Genomic DNA, 16,214 nt, shown 5'->3' with positions numbered 1-16,214 from the left:
AAAGCCAAAATCCTTGTTATTTTATAACAAAAAGCAGCCTTTAGCCTGGCTGCTTTTTATTGCAAATATTTATATAATTTAATTATATTAATAGATTCTTTTAATATCAATCAGGCTGGCATCTCTAGAAATTATCTGCCCTTCATTATCAAGTTCAATAATTATTTTCCCTAGATAATCTGTATCTGAACCGGCCTGGGTTATTAAAACATTATTAATTAAAGGTGGATTTTTAATAACTGTCTTTGAATAGCCACCTATAATAATATCAAATTCTTCTCTGGCCTCAGCTAAATTTCTATCATTTGCATGACCAAAATAAGTAAGACCAATATAAATATTGGTTATATCATCTAGATAGCTATAACTAGACGCTGCCTGGACCGGTCTGGTAAATCTAAGCCTGCCTAAAATTCCTGGATCTACTGGAGGTATTCCGTCCTCGGTAACTTTAATTAAACCAAGGACTGCAATTAAGTGGCCTTTTTCTGTATCAAGAAAGATATAGGGCTCTGGCTGCTGTAAATAGGAACCACTAGAATCGATATTGGCTGATAAAAAGGGGAAATCTGCCTGATCACGATTCTGTTGAAGTCTTTCCTGACCGACAGCTAGTTCAGCGGCTCCTATATTAAGAGCATCATAACCTGTCTGATTCATAGCCTGAATCATATCATGATCGGTTAGAGCCCCTCCGGCACTGATCAAAAAAACTGAATCATATTTATCTTTTAGTTCATTTTTATATCTGGCTATTGCATCTAGATTCTCTCTGGCTCCTCCCTCATCATTTGTATGAAGGATGGCTATAGTTTCTGGCCTGGCCTGAACATTGCCTGGATAGCCTGGTATAATCAGTACTATTAAGATGATAATTATTGTGGTTAACTGGTTTATCTTCAATTTTAATAACCCCTTTAGGATTTTAGTTGATTTAATTATTATCCTCTAGCTTAAACTGATGGATTGTTGCAGATAATTCTTCAGCTAGTCTTAAAAGCTCACGGGTATCATCTTCTATTTCAGAGGTGATAGCAACCTGCTCTTCACTTGATGCCGCTACTTCTTCTGCATTACTGGCTGATTCATCGCTCACTCTACCAACTTCTTTAACCATTTCATTGACTTTCTTGCTATTATCTACAACCTGACTATTTTTATTGCTAACTTCCTGAATTAATTCTACTAAACTGGTACTTGCTTTTTCTATCTGATTAAAAACCTGACTGGTATCCCTAATGGCATCAACGCTCTGATTAACAACTGAAATATTTTCTTCCATTTTATTATCTGTCTCTTTAACTGATCCCTGGATTTCTTTAATTAACTCATTTATATTATCAGTGGCCCTGCCTGATTCTTCAGCAAGTTCTCTAATCTCATCGGCAACAACTGAGAAACCCCGGCCAGCTTCACCGGCTCTAGCTGCTTCTATAGCTGCATTTAGAGCTAATAGATTTGTCTGAGAAGAAATATTATTAATCATACTAACTATATCACCGATCTCTTCTGACATTCTACCTAATTCATTAATATTTTCAGAGAATTCTTCAGTATTTGCCTTAACTTCATTAATCTGTTTGATTGAATAATCTACATGATTTTCTCCTTGATTGATATTATCCATTACATTATTAGCTGTTTCCTTCATTTTCTCAGCTGCTTGATTGTTTTCATTTATAAGCTTCATCAATTCCTCGACCTGGCTGATACTTTCATCTACCTGGGCGCTCTGTTCTTCAGCTCCAGAAGCTACCTGCTGGATAGCTTCTCCTACCTGATTGGAAATAGATGCAATCTGCTGACCTGATTCGGCCATATGATTGCTGGAACTATCGACCTGATTGGAAACAGAGATTATCTGACTGACCATAGTTTTTAAATTATCCATCATCTGTTTTGTAGATTTAATTAAAGTTCCGATTTCATCTTCTCTCTCAAGATATTTAGAATCTATATCTACATTTAAATTGCCTTCAGAGATTTCTTTAGAAACTCTGCTTGCCTCAAGGATCGGTTGAGAGATCCGACTGGAGACAATATAGGCTACTATTAGCCCGATCAAAAATGCAAAGAGTAGAATACCGAAACTGGAATTTCTGACAGCATTTAGAGGGGCTATCACTGCTGAATTTTCAACTACTATTCAAGCTGACCAGCCTGTTAATTCTACAGGAGCATAAGAGATCTGATATTCCTGATCAGCAATTTCCAGGGTCTCGGTACCAGATTGGCCAGCAAGCATTCTCTCTACAATCTCAGAAAACCCCTGGGTTGAATCAATATATTCCTGATTACCAATGTAATCTGAATCTGGATGGGCAACTACAATTCCATTATCATTAAGAATCAGGCCATGGCCTGATTCTGCTATCTGCATATTGCCAAGATATTGGTTAAAATAGTCTACATCAATTTCAACTCCAACAACTGCCAGAAGCTCATCATTGTAGATTACAGGTTCCATGATTGTGATTACCTGATTATCATTTATGATGCTATCAATAGGATTTGAAATTACTATCTCCTGAGTATTAATAACTTCTTCATAATAATCTGACTCAGTAAAAGTATCTTCCACCGACTCACCATTATTATAGGCTATGTAATTATTATTAAGTCCTGCTACAAAACTAGTGTTGATATGATCATTATTCTCTATGTAAATCTCAAAATCTCTCTGGTTTTGCATCCAATAAAGTCCAATTAAAGTCTCATCGTCTACATTTTCAATAACCTGGTCTCTCTCCTCTAACCAGACATAATTGACCATGCCCTGAACATCATTGATAATTCCCCTGAGCGATTCATTGACAATTCCTGCATTTAAGGTAGCAGTATTTCTTGATTCTCTAAGAAGTGTATCTTCAAAAATGTTGGCTGACTGGAAATAGCTAGTAAGACTGCTTCCTGCAAGCAGAACTGCAATAGTTATACTTACTATAATCATTATCTTGAACTTAAGACTTTTCTGGTTCAACAGTAACAACTCCTTTTTGGATAATTAATTCTTAATTATATATATACTTATCGCTTTATAGCAAAAATCCTTTAAGAAATATTTGTAATCTGATATAATCTTTATAGATTAACTGGATTTTTTCTTTTTCAGGCAGGGATTTAGCTAAAAATCTCTAATTATGTAATCAATCAAGAATATTTTATAACTTTAAAGGAGGTAATAGATATATGAAGATGATGTACGGTATGTTAATGGCCCTGACACCTGCTGCTTTATTTGCCATTTATTCATACCGCTTAAAAGCTCTCTTACTAATAATTACCGGTGTTGCTTCTGCTGTTCTAGCTGAAGCTATTTATCAGAAATTAACCGGACAGAAGATTACAATTAAAGATGGTAGTGCTGCTGTTACTGGTCTATTATTATCACTGGCTGTATCGATTTCAACACCATTATATGCTTTAGGTGTTTCAGCTGCAGTGGGTATTATAGTAGGTAAGCAACTATTTGGTGGATTCGGAAAGAATATCTTTAACCCTGCTATCTTTGGTAGACTATTCTATCTTTTTGCATTTCCAGATACTATTCTACCCTGGCGGACCCCGGTAGATATGACTACTGCCGCTACACCACTGGAAATCATGAGGGATACTGGAGAATTTACACCAATCCTGGATAATTTTCTGGGAACTATTCCTGGAACTATCGGTGAAATTTCAGGCTTGTTACTATTGGCTGGTGGACTCTTTTTAATCTATAAAAATTATGCCCGCTGGCGAATTCCTGCAAGTATAATGGGTACCGTCTTTGTGCTGGCACTTATAGCTGGTGAGAATCCATTATTCCATTTCTTTGCCGGTAGTTTAATGCTTGGTGCTTTCTTTATGGCAACTGACCCGATGAGTTCACCAAGATTTCCAAAAGGCCAGATCGCTTTTGGTATTGGCATCGGTATCATCATAATGTTAATGCGCTGGTATGGCTGGCAGACACCAGGTGAATATCATTTCACTGAAGGTACAACTTTTGCAATTATTATAATGAACTTATTTGTACCCTGGTTTAATAAGGTTTTCAAGCCCAGCCGTTAATGAAGTTACACGTAATATAAATAAGAAATTGCCTCAACCTGATTCTAATGTGATTCAGGCTGGGGCTTTTTTGTTTACTAATGGGTTTTATGTTTAATCGAGATCGTCTTTATCTGGTAGAGCTGGGATTGCACCATATCTGCTACAGGTTATAGCACCAAATTTATTGGCTCTTTTTAATGCTGACTCCCAGTTTAGGTCTTCTAAGTTATCTTTAGCTATTAATTTTGATAGGATCCCTGCCATGAAGGCGTCTCCAGCTCCTGTTGTATCAAGGGCTTTTATCTTTTCAGTCTTGGCATGAAAGGCATGATTTTCGCTTATAAAATATGAGCCATTGCTGCCGTCAGTAATAACTATATATTTAGGACCCTGAGCAAAAATTGACTTCGCGACTGCTTTTAAGTTTTCTAAATTAATCTGATCATCTAACTTGCTAGTCTGATCAGGATGTAATTTTCTGAGTTCTTCGATATTAAGTTTTAATAGATCAACATCAGGCAGAACTTTTAAATATTCTTGTTTTAGCTTATCAAGCTCATGGTCCCAGAGAGCAATTCTTATGTTAGGGTCGAAAGTAATTAATGAGCCATTTTCTTTTGCTTTTTGAACTAAAAATTTAGTAGTTGAGCGAACAGGTTCATCTGTCAGGGAGATTGTTCCAAAATGGAATATATCTGCTGATTTTAAATAATCAAGGTCTATCTCATCCTGTTTTAATAACATATCAGCTCCAGGCTTTCGATAAAAGGCAAAGTCTCTTTCTCCATCAGCCTGCAGGGAAACAAAGGCCAGGGTTGTCATTGCCTCATCAGTTCTGATTATCTGTTGAATATTTACTCCCTGCTCTGCCATTGTATCCAGCAAAAAATCGCCAAAAGAATCTTTACCTATCATACCGATAAAGCCGGTTGAGCAGCCAATCCTGCCCAGAGCTGCAGCGACATTGGCCGGTGCTCCCCCTGCGGCTTTACTAAATTTATCAACATCTTTTAGTTTACAATCTTTCTCATATGGGATGAAATCGATTAGGAGTTCTCCCATTGTGATAATATCAGGCATAAACGGCCTCCTTATATAGGTTAATTATAGTGAATTAGAATTTTTATTATCTTCTTTTTTCTTTTTGGCCTCAGCTTTTTTCTTTGTCCTGGTATGAACGAAAATTACCAGAGATGGAAGAAAGAGCATAAAAAGGATAATCAGGATGATAAATATTTCTGGTAGCCCTATAATTAGTCTTCCACCTCCTGGTATTTAAACTGAACTCTGGAATTGAGGAATCGCTGATAATATTTTCTTCTTTTGCGAATCTCATGGCTGGCAAAGAAGAATTGTGAGAAGGCTTCCCAGAGGAAGACCCAGCCTCCAATAAAGATGCCTTCCATGAATAATGTATAAAGCAGTTGATTGCCTGCTGATTCTGGCAGGAAATAGGCTGCCAGGAGAAAGATAATGCCCATCATGATATAGGTTACTGCTTTTCTGTATATCCGATTGAGCTTCTTTTTAATGAAATAGAGCTCCATCTTGAAATTATTTTTTATTGCTTTTTTACTCTTGGCTTCTTTTCTCTCATCCTGATTTTTTTCTGGCAGATAAAACCAGAGCTCATGATTTTTATTTAAGGGGATTTCATTGCTGGCCCTTTCGATAAAATCAAAGAGTTCCGGGGCTAGTTCTTTCTGGTTTATTGAAGAAGCATCCCAGTCATTATAAAGATGTTGATAATTATTGAGGTTAACTTCAATAACATAATTATCGTTCTCTCTATTGATATTAAAAATATGGCTTAGCTCCCTTGCTTCCTGCCTTGTTGAAAAAATCATTTATTTACACCACCTTAATTACATTTCTTACTATATGATTTTAACATTTTAAATCCTATAACTGCAAATATATTTTTGCAAAATAAAAGTCTTGTAATTTAGCTATAAAAGTTGTATCTTAAGTACATTAATATTAATTTTAATGCTATGGCTTGAAATCAACGGAGGTGGTAACTGTTGGGTAACTTTCAGACTATATATATATTACTTATCTACTTGATAAATTTACATAAATATTATCGGCTATGAATCGGGACATTTATGGGACACAAACATAAAAAAAAGCCCTCCGAGTTACCTCGAAAGACTAAATTTCTTATAAATTTTGATTAAAAAATGGGGTGGACGATGGGTCTCGAACCCACGGCCTCGGGAGCCACAATCCCGCGCTCTAGCCGACTGAGCTACGCCCACCATGAAAACTACAAACTTTATAACTATATATTTACTGGTAAAAGTAAATGGTGCGCCTGGCAGGATTCGAACCTGCGGCCTACGGATTAGAAGTCCGTTGCTCTATCCAGGCTGAGCTACAGGCGCAAAAAATTCAGGGCAATCGAGTAATTCCCGTTACCCTGCACTGTATATATTATAATATAGAACAGAGTTTGTCAAGGATTAATTCCAATTATCCAGGATTTTTTTCATCTTCTTTAAAGCATTGGCTCTGTGTGATATTCGGTTCTTCTCTTCTGTTGATAATTCAGCAAAAGTTTTACCTTTTTCAGGAAGATAAAAAATTGGATCATAGCCAAAACCATTATCTCCCCGGAACTCTGAAATGATCCTGCCGCAACAGATGCCTCTAACTGTCTCCTCTCTGCCGCTAACAGGATCAACTACTGCCACTACAGTAACAAAGCATGCTGTTCTCTCTTCTTCGGAATAATTCTTAAGTAATTTAAGCAGTTTTTGGTTGTTATCTTCATATGTGGCTTCAGCACCGGCAAAACGAGCTGAATAAATCCCTGGCCTGCCATCTAAGGCATCTACCTCCAGGCCAGTGTCATCTGCAAGTGTGAGAAGATTACTAACCTCAGCTCCTGCCCTTGCTTTAAGTAATGCATTCTCCTCAAGAGTAGAACCTGTCTCCTCAACATCTAAATTAAGTCCTAACTTATTCGGGGAAATTATCTCATAATCTAAATCCTGATACTTATCCCTTATTTCTATGATTTTATCCTGATTACCTGTTGAAATCAATAGTTTTTTCATCATCAAAACTCCTTTTAGTCTCCCAGGGCTTCTTTCTGGATTTTAATAAGTTCTGCTATACCTCTTTCGCCAAGATCAAGCATTCTATTAAGCTGCTTTCTGGTATATGGCGTTTCTTCTGCTGTGCCCTGGACTTCGATGATCCGGCCTGATTCAGTCATGACCAGATTGAGATCAACCTGGGCCTGGCTATCTTCCTGATATTTAAGATCCAGGAGGGCCTTATCATTAACTATACCAATGCTGGTAGCAGCAATAAATTCTTCAACTGGGGATTCTTTTATTTCTTCTGTCTCCAGGAGATAGTTAATACTATCCATGAGAGCAACGAATGCCCCTGTGATTGAAGCTGTTCTGGTACCGCCATCTGCCTGAATAACATCACAATCTACCCAGATAGTTCTTTCTCCTAATTTATCGAGATCGACTACTGCCCTTAAAGAGCGACCGATGAGTCTTTGAATCTCTTTAGTTCTGCCGCCGATTTTACCCTTAGCAGCTGCTCTAATTGAACGGCTCTGGGTTGCTCTTGGCAGCATTGAATATTCTGCTGTTAGCCAGCCCTGATTCTGGCCCCTTAAAAAATAGGGAACGCTATCTTCAACTGAGGCTGTACAGATTACCTTTGTATCGCCAGTTGAGATCAGGACTGAACCTTCGGCATATTTGGTATAATTTCTTTCTATTTCTACCGGTCTGAGCTGGTTATGCTGTCGATTAATTCTCTGATAGGACATAATTTATCACCTTTCTAGTTGCTGCAACATTTATTAAAACTAATTTTAGATATTATATTCTACTTAACTGGAACTGGCTCCGTTCATTGCCGACAAGTCCTGCCATTAAAAAGAAGCCTGTCCTGGGGTCGACTTTAAAATCAGAAATTAGCTGGAATCCTTCAATATCACCTGTCCGATTCATGTGAATTCTAGGACCGGTACAGACATACTTATAATCGCCGATCTTAATATGTTCGTCATCGAGATAATTAACTTTATAGTTTTCAGAGATCATCTCTTTAACTTCAGCCTCAATATCTTCAATAGAAAAATCAGGCTGTTGATCGAACTGGAGGACAAAACCACTTTTAACATCGCTGTGAAGTGGCGGCCGCATATAGCCTCTATTTTCAATGACCAGGGCTGTTAGATCTTCAGCAGTATGAGCCATCCGCCGATATTTAATCGATTTGAAGACGATTTTACTGACTTCTTCTGCTGTCGGGCCAAAGACCCCTGGCCTGGTAACAAGGACTTCCTCGCCAATACCAACTAAGACTTCAGGGTCGATTGAAAGGTGGGGCTCAATCAAATTAAAATGTTCGATAATAACCCGACGACCTTTCATAACTGCCTTCTCTATCGCCTCTGCCAGCTGCCAGGGCTGGGTAAAGGCTGTTTCAAACCTGATATCAACATGGTAAGTATGGGATTGAAAATGATCTTCTTCATAATCATCTAAAACCGGTAAAGGTCTGGCATTGATGCCTTCATCATCATTGGTCAGGGTTAAACCTGGAAACATTCCTTTAATCAGGAGTGATTTTCCAGCGCCAGCATCTCCAATCAGGCCAATTAAGCGATCGTTGGCGTGGAGATGCATCTGAGATATATTGTTTCCTAAAAAGAGGATTCTGTCCTTTCCTCTTGGTGCATAATAAACTGAATGGGCAAAACTATCTATCATTTATAGATCAACTCCTCCTCTTATCATATCACATTTTGATAAGAATTATAATTCTAAGTCGAGAAGAGGAGCATGCTGCTGGGCGCCATATACATCTCTCTCTCCTGGAGAACCGGCAGGAATAGGCCGTTTAAGGGTTACTTTGATTGCTCTGGCCGGTTCAAAATAGATAACATCTTTGACATCTGCTAGAGGAACCTGATAAAGATCCGCTATTTTTTCTCTGGTGATAACAGCTTTCTCCTTGACCAGATTGTAATCTTCTAAATTATCAAAGATGATATCAATTGTAAGTTCAAAAGGACCGGCATTCTTACTTCTAACAACATCTGCTAGATCTATTAATTTCTGGGCCATCTTAATTACCTCCCTTAAATTCTCTGATTTCAGATTTGAATGGCTTGATTGGATCATCTACTTCCAGTAGATGATGGAGGCTAAAACTGTAAACTTCGCCACCTCTAAAATCTGAAGGAGAATATGGAAAGGCTAAGTTGCCTGCTGTAGCCTTTCGGCCTTTGTAGCCGTAATGGAGCAGGCTTGAGCGGGTAAAACTACAGATTGTATCTGCCATTTCCTGGGTTTTAGCGATGGCCTCAATAACCAGACCAAGTTCATAATTGGCTGGCTGATTTCTGTTAGGCTCTAGCTCACCCATAACGCCATTCTGGCCATATTTCTTAAATATAAGCTGATAATCATCTTCACTGAGATCATCAAAATTATCTCTGACCATGGCTCTGATACTCTCTAGAATATCATCTAACTGGGAGATCATAATCGGATCTCTAACTCCAGCTAAAGAGATTGTCCGATAACCAACTAACTCTGCACCTTCTAACTTGATTGTATAAGTTTCAGCCGGGATGAACTTACTCCCTTTAACCTCAACTTCTCTATCGCTAATTGCTGTAAATTCAGTATCTGTTAGATCGATCTCGCCACCTGGTCCGGTAAGATGATAGGGATCTGCCTTTTCATAGAGGGTATGGGCTGCAACTGAGGTTACTGTGCAGCGCCGCTCCTGATTGAGTGGCTTTAAGATAAATGAATCTTCTTTTAGGGTTCCTAGCATGCAATCACTGCCGCTGCCTGGATCGGCTGCTATGCTGGCACATTCCAGAATCTTGCCAAGATGAAAGGCCAGGCCTGGTTTGAAGCCGGCTTTAACTGCTGGGGCGGCAAAGACTGTTGGGTCATAGGCCCGGCCACATAGGACTACATCTGGACTATTATCCAGGGCTTCCATAATTGGCTCTATGCCCATCTGACCAACTATATTAGTGGAATTATCTATATCTGCTGCCTTAATTTCTTCAGCTGGAGCCAGAGGTGATATCTGGCCATCAGCCAGTTTAGTTTTAAGATATTCTTTATCGAACTGAGAACCGATTAATGAAACTTTGAGATTCCAGTTTTCTTCTCTGGCCAGTTCTTTGACTATTTCCTCTGTCCAGTTTAGATGGGAGTCAGCTCCTGATCCTCCTGAGGTTCCAACCAGGACAGGGATATCTAATTTCTGGCCACCTCTGATAATCAGGCGAAGGTCTCTTTTAACTGCCTCTCTATCTGTGAAAGATTTGCCTGAGCCTAAATAATAGGGCCCAGGATCGGTTGATCCGCCATCAACGGCTATAATATCAGGGGATTCTTTTATGCCAGCTTCAAATGATTTTATCGGGAAACCATAGCCAAGAATGGCTGTTGGTGCCAGTATCTTAAATTCTGCTTTCATTATCTACCTACTCCTTCAGTTTTTATCTGCTTTGTCTGCTGATTTGATTTTTTCCATTCCAGCAGTCTTAATGTCCGCTGCATCTGATTATTGACTATCATAAGACCTTCATCGAGACCCATTCCTGGTTTAGCCAGGATCTGATCTGGTCTGGTTGCCAGGGCTATATCGGTACAGATTCGGGCTGAACGATCTGTTTCATTACAGGTTCCTCCCTGATATGCTCCCAGGCCCTTATCTTTACAATAAAGAACTGCTTCGATTGTATTATTAATGCCACCGAGATCCGGGGTCTTAATCTGAATCATATGGCCGGCGTTATTGTCGGCAAAAAGCTTGATATCTTCAAAGGTATTACACCATTCATCAGCTACTAATTCAACTGTTGAGCCTAACTCTTCAAGTTTTGCAGTTAATGCTGAGAGCTCTTTGATCTGATCTGATCTATTACCGGCATCCATCGGGCCTTCTATCCTTAATTTAAAGGGGGCTGCTGCTTTTTCAGCTTTCAGGATATATTCTGCCATCTCTTCTATGGTACTAAAAGCTTCGCCGATTGTGCCATAAACATCTATATGGAGAGCAGGACGATAATCATCACCACCAAATTCCTGGATCCGATCTCTCAACCAGCTGATATATTCGATTAATTTTTCACCCTGCTGACCTAATTTATCTGTTACATTGTTAATCAGGCCATGGGGGAGAACCTGGGCCCCTTTAATAATGGCTTTATCGGCATTCAAATAGCGGTCATCACCTGTCTGGGTGAAGATTGGAATAGGCTCTGGATTCAGATCCAGATCATACTCTCTGGCCACTACCTCTGTTCTGCTCTCCTGATTGCTAGCTGCAACTGCTGAGAGAGCAGCCTGGCTTAAACCATAGCGGAGGGCAGTATGAAGCCGCTGGCCATTTATTTTAATATTTTCAATTAATTCAGCCAGTTCTTTGAAACTATCGACTTTTTGCCCAACAAGATAGGGTTTAACTTCTTCTTCAATTACTGGTATAAATTCTCTGCTTAAAAAGAGGGGATCTCTGCCACCTGCGCCAGAATACTGAACAGCTGCACAGTCTCCGCCTCCCTGGCTGCCATCTGAAAGAATAAATTCAACTGAAATGGCTTCGCCGGCCTGGCGGACTGATTCAAACCCTGGAGTCGCAGTATCACCTTTATAGTTTAAACCATCGGTCTTAGCACCGCATTTAATAGCCTTTTGATCATCAAAATAAAAACCTGTCAGAGCCGGGGACGCTATAATATCAATGATTTCTGTCATTATTATCCCCCCTACTCTCTCGGTCTTCCAATAAGCATACCTTTACCGATGGCATAAATATCATCGATAACCATCTGGAAGGTTGCTTCTCTATCTTCAAATTCGCCTCTTTCAGCAAGACGCTCCTCATGGAAAGCCTTAACATCATCTGGAAGCGGAAGATTACCTGTGTTTAGATATCTGACAGCACCTATATTATCTCTGGCCGGCAGTATTTTCCCTTTATTAAATTTACTTGGAGCAAATGGTATATCAATAACTCCGGCTTCAAAGGCCCTAACTGTCCCTTTAGCCCAGTCACCTTCGCCAAGTTCTTTAACTTTATCCAGAATTGCTCTAACTTCTTTTTTAATCATATCTTTTTCACGATCAAGCTTGGCTGTCTGCTCTAATGATTGGTCTTTAAGCATATTTACAATCTGTTTGGTTGCTTTAAGACCTGAGGCATTGGCCTCTTTTGTTGGAATACCCATTGCTTCATGGGGAGTCTTAACAATAACTTTTGTCGCCCCACTGAGAGCTGCTGCGGTTGCTCCCCAGCTGATCACGGCATAGGCCTTAGATTCATCCTGAGGAAAACCACCCATCCACTGATGGAAAACTGTTGTTAATTTAATATCATCATAACCTTCGTCAGTTAAATAGGAATCTGCTAATTCTCTTAAAGTCTGGATGGCTGCAACATCCTGAACTAAGTTACCATTCTGGCCATACCCGAGAGTTAAATATTTTACACCCTGTTCTGCCGCCAGCAGGGCTTCAAGGATTGCAACAACATGAGATACTGCAGGGGGTACCAGGGTCCCTGTTAAAGGCCCAAAGGGTTCACGATTAATATCAACACCCTGTTCCTGATAATAACCGATCAGTCTGTCGACATATTGCCAGTCTCTAATTGTATCTTCTAAAGATACTTTTTTAGCATAGGGAATATTATATGAAATTCCGCCACCTTCATAATCGCTGAAACCTCCTGCCATTGTAATTTCAGCAAGAAGTCTGGCATCTGGTGTCCCATGGCGAACCTGAACAGGCAGGTTTAATGATTCTATAACTTTTCTACAGGTCTCCAGGCCATGATTTACAGCAGGAAAACCGTTGAGCATTGACCTGCCCATTTCCTGACTCTCCTCAATCCCCTGTTCTGCTTCTTTATACTGATTCTGTCTGGTATAACTATCGATTGTGACCGGGAGCAGATCTGCTTCCCCTTCTTCATCAAGATAGCTTAAAAGTTCGACTAATTCATCTGGAAGAGCAACTCCTGCCCTTGGCTGAATTAAAGTCTCGCCTTCCTCTTCAGCTTGCATTAATCTCGCTGACATCTTTTTATGTTCTGGTAAATCTTTCTGATACTGGATAGCCTCATCTAAATCAACATCTTCACCTGTTGGCCAGGCTTTTAAAACTTCTTCCCGTTCTTTGAAAAATTCTTCCTCTGGAATTTTCTTATTCTTTAAATTACTCATTTTATACTGGATCCCCCTGTTTTAATTTCCGTAGGTATTTTTTCATTAATTTAACTGCCTTTTCTGGTTCAACCTCTGCCAAAAGCCCTAAAGCTGCCAGCAAATAATTACTATCTAAATAAAATTCAGGCCTCTCCGGGTTGAGTGTTTCTGGATCAGATTGATTCCCCTGGAGCAGTCCTGTTAATATTTCCTCAGGTGCCTGGTTATGGACGATAACCCCACCTGTACCAATCACTGTCTTAATGCCTGTTAAATCTTTGCCTTCCTGGACAAAAACTTCGCCTCTCGGTGTATAAATAGTTTTTAAATTACCTGCATGCCTTGTAACAGCTGTCCTGATGGCCTCCCGGCCTAAAATATTATCACACCTGATATCATTTTCTGTCTCTGGCAGATAGTCAGGCTGACAGCTTACCCTATTTATATGATCTTTGAAATTATCTATCTCTAAATCATCATTATATTCATTTTTAAATAATTGCTGCCAGCGATGTTCTGGTTTGAGATTAAAGAGTGCCTCTGCACTATATCTCATTCCTAAATCGCCTTCAACAGTTCTCTTTAAATATGGTTCTTCAAGTCCCCGCTGGCTAATCCCTGACTGCCTGGGATGGCCAGCTGCTGCTGAATGGACATCAGTGGTGGCCCCTCCGATATCAACAACTATTAATTCGCCATATCCTTCAACATCTCCAGCCCCTTTTGAAAGGTAATCTGCTGCCTGCAGAACTGCTGATGGTGTTGGCATAATCACCCCATTAATAAACTCCTTGACCTGATCAAAACCACGGGCTGCAACTATTCTATCTAAAAATATCTCCCGAATCTTCTGACGGGCCGGCTCTATATTTAATTTCTCAAGTTCTGGCATTACATTTTCTGTAATATAAGTCTCTTTGCCACTTGAGCTTAAGATTGACTCAACCTGATCAACTGCAGACCTATTTCCAGCTATAACTATCGGTTGATTAAGATCTGATTCTGCAAGTTTTCGGGCATTATGGAGAATGATCTCCTGATTGCCTCCATCTGTGCCACCTGCCAGCAGAATAATATCTGGGTTATCAGCTTGAATATCATCTATATCCCTAGAGGTTAATTCATAGGAATAACTGCCGATAACCCTGCTGCCAGCCCCTAGAGCTGCCTGCCTGGCAGCTTCAGCCGTTAATTCTGGCACCAGGCCACTGGCTACTATTTTTAAACCGCCGGCTGCACTGCTGCTGGCCAGCTTATAATCAGCTGATTCCCAATCTGGAATATCTTCCAGGGCTTTTAGTAAACCCTGCTTGATTCCAGTCTCTACAGTGGTATAGGCCTGACTCCTGGCAACCAGTTCCAGTGAGTCCAGATCAAACTGGGCAACTTTGGTAAAGGTGCTGCCTATATCAATAAGCAGGGCTTGCTGCATTTATTTCGCCCTCCAGATTATATTCATTAAGATCTTCTTTAAGATGGTCTATAGCTGTCTCTGGCTGGGTTCCAGGTGGATATGCCCGGTCATAACCCATATCAAGGAAGAGATCTTTTACATCATCCCAGGACTGTTTTCCTATCACAAGATTTCCGCCCACATACAACAAAATATCTCCAATTCCAGCTTCCTTACATTTGTCTCTTAAACCACGACAATCCATTTCACCATGACCATAAAGGGATGAAACCCAGATTGCATCTGCACCTGTTTCAACTGCTGCAGATACAAATTCCTGCTGATTGGACATTACCCCAATATTAACTGGTTTTACATCTGCTTCCTTAAGAGCATGTTCTAAAATTTGATTTCCAATTGCATGAACATCTGCACCGATTACACCAAGGACTACTGTTGGTTTTGACTGATTTTCCATTATTTTTTATTCACCTCTAGTTATTATTCAACCTGATTTACATCTAATAGTGTCATTTTCAATAAATTAATAGATCCTCTATCAGGGGTAAACTGAAAATTGATAACCTTTTTCTGACCATCAATTTTCTCCTGAATAGAATTATAACGGGCCGGGGAAGAAATTACAACATCCTGAGCAGATAAAAATAGTTCTAATTGCTCATTTTCTTCAGTTGTTGTATAATTTAGCTTGAAATTATTAAGATCATTATCTTTCAGTGAGCTTTCTACTTCTTTAGCAAAGCTTTCAGACTGGCAGACCAGTCCAACATTACTTTTTTCTGGAATTCTTGCAATATCAACTATCGTCTTCATTTCTGGTTCAAGTGTCATATCAACTAAGTTTTTATCTGATCCAGCAAGAAATTCTTCAACTTCATCGAGATGGAACGGTGTTGTAATAATCACTTCTACCTTATTTAATACTTTAGCAATCCGTTCCGGTTCATTCTGCATCTCCTGTATTTTAATTGGTATAACAGCAACTTCTTTTTCTATGGCTGTAGCATTAATCATAGCCTCTAATTGCTCTTTACTGCATTCTATAAAGGCCACCTTTGTTCTATTTCTCAATTCTTCCTTCTCTTTTGCTCTAACATAGGCTATTGTCAAAAAATCATCAAGGCTAAAGCCCATTTCTATGGCTTCATCCATTGCCAGATCAATAATCTTCAAAAGTTTATCTTTTCGGCTTGGCTCTTTAAGCCCCTTTGGGCCAACTTTAACAAATGTACCCTTGCCCTGCTGGGATAGGAGAATTCCATTCTGCTCTAATTCTTTATAGGCAGCACTTACTCTATTTCTGCTTACATTCAACTTTTTTGAGAGTTCTCTTTCAGGAGGAAGCCTTTCTCCTCTCATCAATATTCCTTTATTGATCATTTCTTCAATCTGCTCCTTTATCTGAAGATAAATCGGCAGACCACTTTTCTTGTCAATCTCTATTTCCATGATTTCACCTCATTAAATTGGCACAATGGATTAATGGACAGTACCAATTTTCTTCTCTATATATATTATAGGTCGAAGGACAAATTCCTGCCTTAAAAT

At 39.4% G+C, this 16,214-nt stretch carries 16 protein-coding genes and 2 tRNA genes; 1 reads left to right on the top strand and 17 read right to left on the bottom strand.

Annotated elements, in window-relative coordinates; genetic code table 11:
* Nucleotides 1-87 precede the first annotated feature (87 nt).
* Genes I0Q91_RS01860 through I0Q91_RS01850 form a run of 3 tightly spaced genes read right to left on the bottom strand, consistent with a single transcriptional unit; the run spans nt 88 to nt 2,980 of the window.
* On the bottom strand, nt 88-903 hold the full coding sequence (locus I0Q91_RS01860) for a bifunctional UDP-sugar hydrolase/5'-nucleotidase (protein WP_270452483.1): 816 nt from the start codon (nt 901-903) through the stop codon (nt 88-90).
* A 31-nt stretch (nt 904-934) separates the two neighbouring features.
* Complete coding sequence (locus I0Q91_RS01855; protein WP_270452482.1) at nt 935-2,125, bottom strand: methyl-accepting chemotaxis protein; 1,191 nt, start codon at nt 2,123-2,125, stop codon at nt 935-937.
* Nucleotides 2,126-2,146: 21 nt separating this feature from the next.
* Entirely contained in the window at nt 2,147-2,980 is an 834-nt protein-coding gene (locus I0Q91_RS01850; protein ID WP_270452481.1) for a PDC sensor domain-containing protein, read from the bottom strand.
* 209 nt (nt 2,981-3,189) lie between these two features.
* Here I0Q91_RS01850 and I0Q91_RS01845 point away from each other — a divergent pair, with 209 nt between their 5' ends.
* Nucleotides 3,190-4,053, top strand: a complete 864-nt coding sequence (locus I0Q91_RS01845) for an RnfABCDGE type electron transport complex subunit D (RefSeq protein WP_345790920.1) — start codon at nt 3,190-3,192, stop codon at nt 4,051-4,053.
* A gap of 93 nt (nt 4,054-4,146) precedes the next feature.
* On the opposite strand, the gene I0Q91_RS01840 is transcribed toward I0Q91_RS01845, so the two are convergent.
* The 14 genes from I0Q91_RS01840 to I0Q91_RS01775 form a co-directional block, all read right to left on the bottom strand.
* Nucleotides 4,147-5,115, bottom strand: coding sequence for a carbohydrate kinase family protein (locus I0Q91_RS01840; protein WP_270452480.1), 969 nt, complete (start codon nt 5,113-5,115; stop codon nt 4,147-4,149).
* 173 nt (nt 5,116-5,288) lie between these two features.
* Nucleotides 5,289-5,882, bottom strand: coding sequence for a hypothetical protein (locus tag I0Q91_RS01835; RefSeq protein WP_270452479.1), 594 nt, complete (start codon nt 5,880-5,882; stop codon nt 5,289-5,291).
* A gap of 337 nt (nt 5,883-6,219) precedes the next feature.
* Nucleotides 6,220-6,296, bottom strand: a tRNA-His gene (locus I0Q91_RS01830).
* 48 nt (nt 6,297-6,344) lie between these two features.
* Nucleotides 6,345-6,422: transfer RNA gene (locus I0Q91_RS01825), tRNA-Arg, on the bottom strand.
* 78 nt (nt 6,423-6,500) lie between these two features.
* Nucleotides 6,501-7,100: an XTP/dITP diphosphatase gene (locus I0Q91_RS01820; RefSeq protein WP_345790919.1), complete on the bottom strand. Its 600-nt coding sequence runs from the start codon at nt 7,098-7,100 to the stop codon at nt 6,501-6,503.
* An 11-nt stretch (nt 7,101-7,111) separates the two neighbouring features.
* On the bottom strand, nt 7,112-7,834 hold the full coding sequence (rph, locus tag I0Q91_RS01815; RefSeq protein ID WP_270452477.1) for a ribonuclease PH: 723 nt from the start codon (nt 7,832-7,834) through the stop codon (nt 7,112-7,114).
* Nucleotides 7,835-7,886: 52 nt separating this feature from the next.
* Nucleotides 7,887-8,783, bottom strand: a complete 897-nt coding sequence (locus I0Q91_RS01810) for an alanine-tRNA synthetase second additional domain-containing protein (protein ID WP_270452476.1) — start codon at nt 8,781-8,783, stop codon at nt 7,887-7,889.
* 45 nt (nt 8,784-8,828) lie between these two features.
* Nucleotides 8,829-9,140, bottom strand: coding sequence for a DUF4387 domain-containing protein (locus I0Q91_RS01805; RefSeq protein WP_270452475.1), 312 nt, complete (start codon nt 9,138-9,140; stop codon nt 8,829-8,831).
* A gap of 1 nt (nt 9,141) precedes the next feature.
* Nucleotides 9,142-10,518: an acyclic terpene utilization AtuA family protein gene (locus I0Q91_RS01800; protein ID WP_270452474.1), complete on the bottom strand. Its 1,377-nt coding sequence runs from the start codon at nt 10,516-10,518 to the stop codon at nt 9,142-9,144.
* Nucleotides 10,518-11,801 (bottom strand): methylaspartate ammonia-lyase, encoded by a 1,284-nt coding sequence (locus tag I0Q91_RS01795; RefSeq protein ID WP_270452473.1) that lies wholly within the window; start codon nt 11,799-11,801, stop codon nt 10,518-10,520. The genes I0Q91_RS01800 and I0Q91_RS01795 overlap by 1 nt, the downstream gene beginning before the upstream one ends.
* Before the next feature lie 11 nt (nt 11,802-11,812).
* On the bottom strand, nt 11,813-13,270 hold the full coding sequence (locus tag I0Q91_RS01790) for a methylaspartate mutase subunit E (protein ID WP_270452472.1): 1,458 nt from the start codon (nt 13,268-13,270) through the stop codon (nt 11,813-11,815).
* Between the two features lies 1 nt (nt 13,271).
* Entirely contained in the window at nt 13,272-14,684 is a 1,413-nt protein-coding gene (gene glmL, locus I0Q91_RS01785) for a methylaspartate mutase accessory protein GlmL (protein ID WP_270452471.1), read from the bottom strand.
* Nucleotides 14,662-15,123: a methylaspartate mutase subunit S gene (glmS, locus tag I0Q91_RS01780; RefSeq protein ID WP_270452469.1), complete on the bottom strand. Its 462-nt coding sequence runs from the start codon at nt 15,121-15,123 to the stop codon at nt 14,662-14,664. The genes glmL and glmS overlap by 23 nt, the downstream gene beginning before the upstream one ends.
* Nucleotides 15,124-15,146: 23 nt before the next feature.
* Nucleotides 15,147-16,115 (bottom strand): GntR family transcriptional regulator, encoded by a 969-nt coding sequence (locus I0Q91_RS01775; protein WP_270452468.1) that lies wholly within the window; start codon nt 16,113-16,115, stop codon nt 15,147-15,149.
* Between the last annotated feature and the right edge of the window lie 99 nt (nt 16,116-16,214).

This window comes from Halonatronomonas betaini, assembly GCF_015666175.1.
GTDB classification, from domain to species: Bacteria; Bacillota; Halanaerobiia; order Halanaerobiales; family Halarsenatibacteraceae; genus Halonatronomonas; species Halonatronomonas betaini.
Note: the sequence above shows the minus strand (reverse complement) of the source record. Positions and strands in the feature narration are given on the sequence as shown.

Coding starts and splice junctions, on each gene's coding strand:
- glmL (WP_270452471.1), bottom strand. CDS start 14,684: ATGCAGCAAGCCCTGCTTATTGATATAGGCAGCACCTTTACCAAAGTT.
- I0Q91_RS01820 (WP_345790919.1), bottom strand. CDS start 7,100: ATGATGAAAAAACTATTGATTTCAACAGGTAATCAGGATAAAATCATA.
- I0Q91_RS01840 (WP_270452480.1), bottom strand. CDS start 5,115: ATGCCTGATATTATCACAATGGGAGAACTCCTAATCGATTTCATCCCA.
- glmS (WP_270452469.1), bottom strand. CDS start 15,123: ATGGAAAATCAGTCAAAACCAACAGTAGTCCTTGGTGTAATCGGTGCA.
- I0Q91_RS01805 (WP_270452475.1), bottom strand. CDS start 9,140: ATGGCCCAGAAATTAATAGATCTAGCAGATGTTGTTAGAAGTAAGAAT.
- I0Q91_RS01845 (WP_345790920.1), top strand. CDS start 3,190: ATGAAGATGATGTACGGTATGTTAATGGCCCTGACACCTGCTGCTTTA.
- I0Q91_RS01795 (WP_270452473.1), bottom strand. CDS start 11,801: ATGACAGAAATCATTGATATTATAGCGTCCCCGGCTCTGACAGGTTTT.
- I0Q91_RS01800 (WP_270452474.1), bottom strand. CDS start 10,518: ATGAAAGCAGAATTTAAGATACTGGCACCAACAGCCATTCTTGGCTAT.
- rph (WP_270452477.1), bottom strand. CDS start 7,834: ATGTCCTATCAGAGAATTAATCGACAGCATAACCAGCTCAGACCGGTA.
- I0Q91_RS01775 (WP_270452468.1), bottom strand. CDS start 16,115: ATGGAAATAGAGATTGACAAGAAAAGTGGTCTGCCGATTTATCTTCAG.
- I0Q91_RS01790 (WP_270452472.1), bottom strand. CDS start 13,270: ATGAGTAATTTAAAGAATAAGAAAATTCCAGAGGAAGAATTTTTCAAA.
- I0Q91_RS01810 (WP_270452476.1), bottom strand. CDS start 8,783: ATGATAGATAGTTTTGCCCATTCAGTTTATTATGCACCAAGAGGAAAG.
- I0Q91_RS01835 (WP_270452479.1), bottom strand. CDS start 5,882: ATGATTTTTTCAACAAGGCAGGAAGCAAGGGAGCTAAGCCATATTTTT.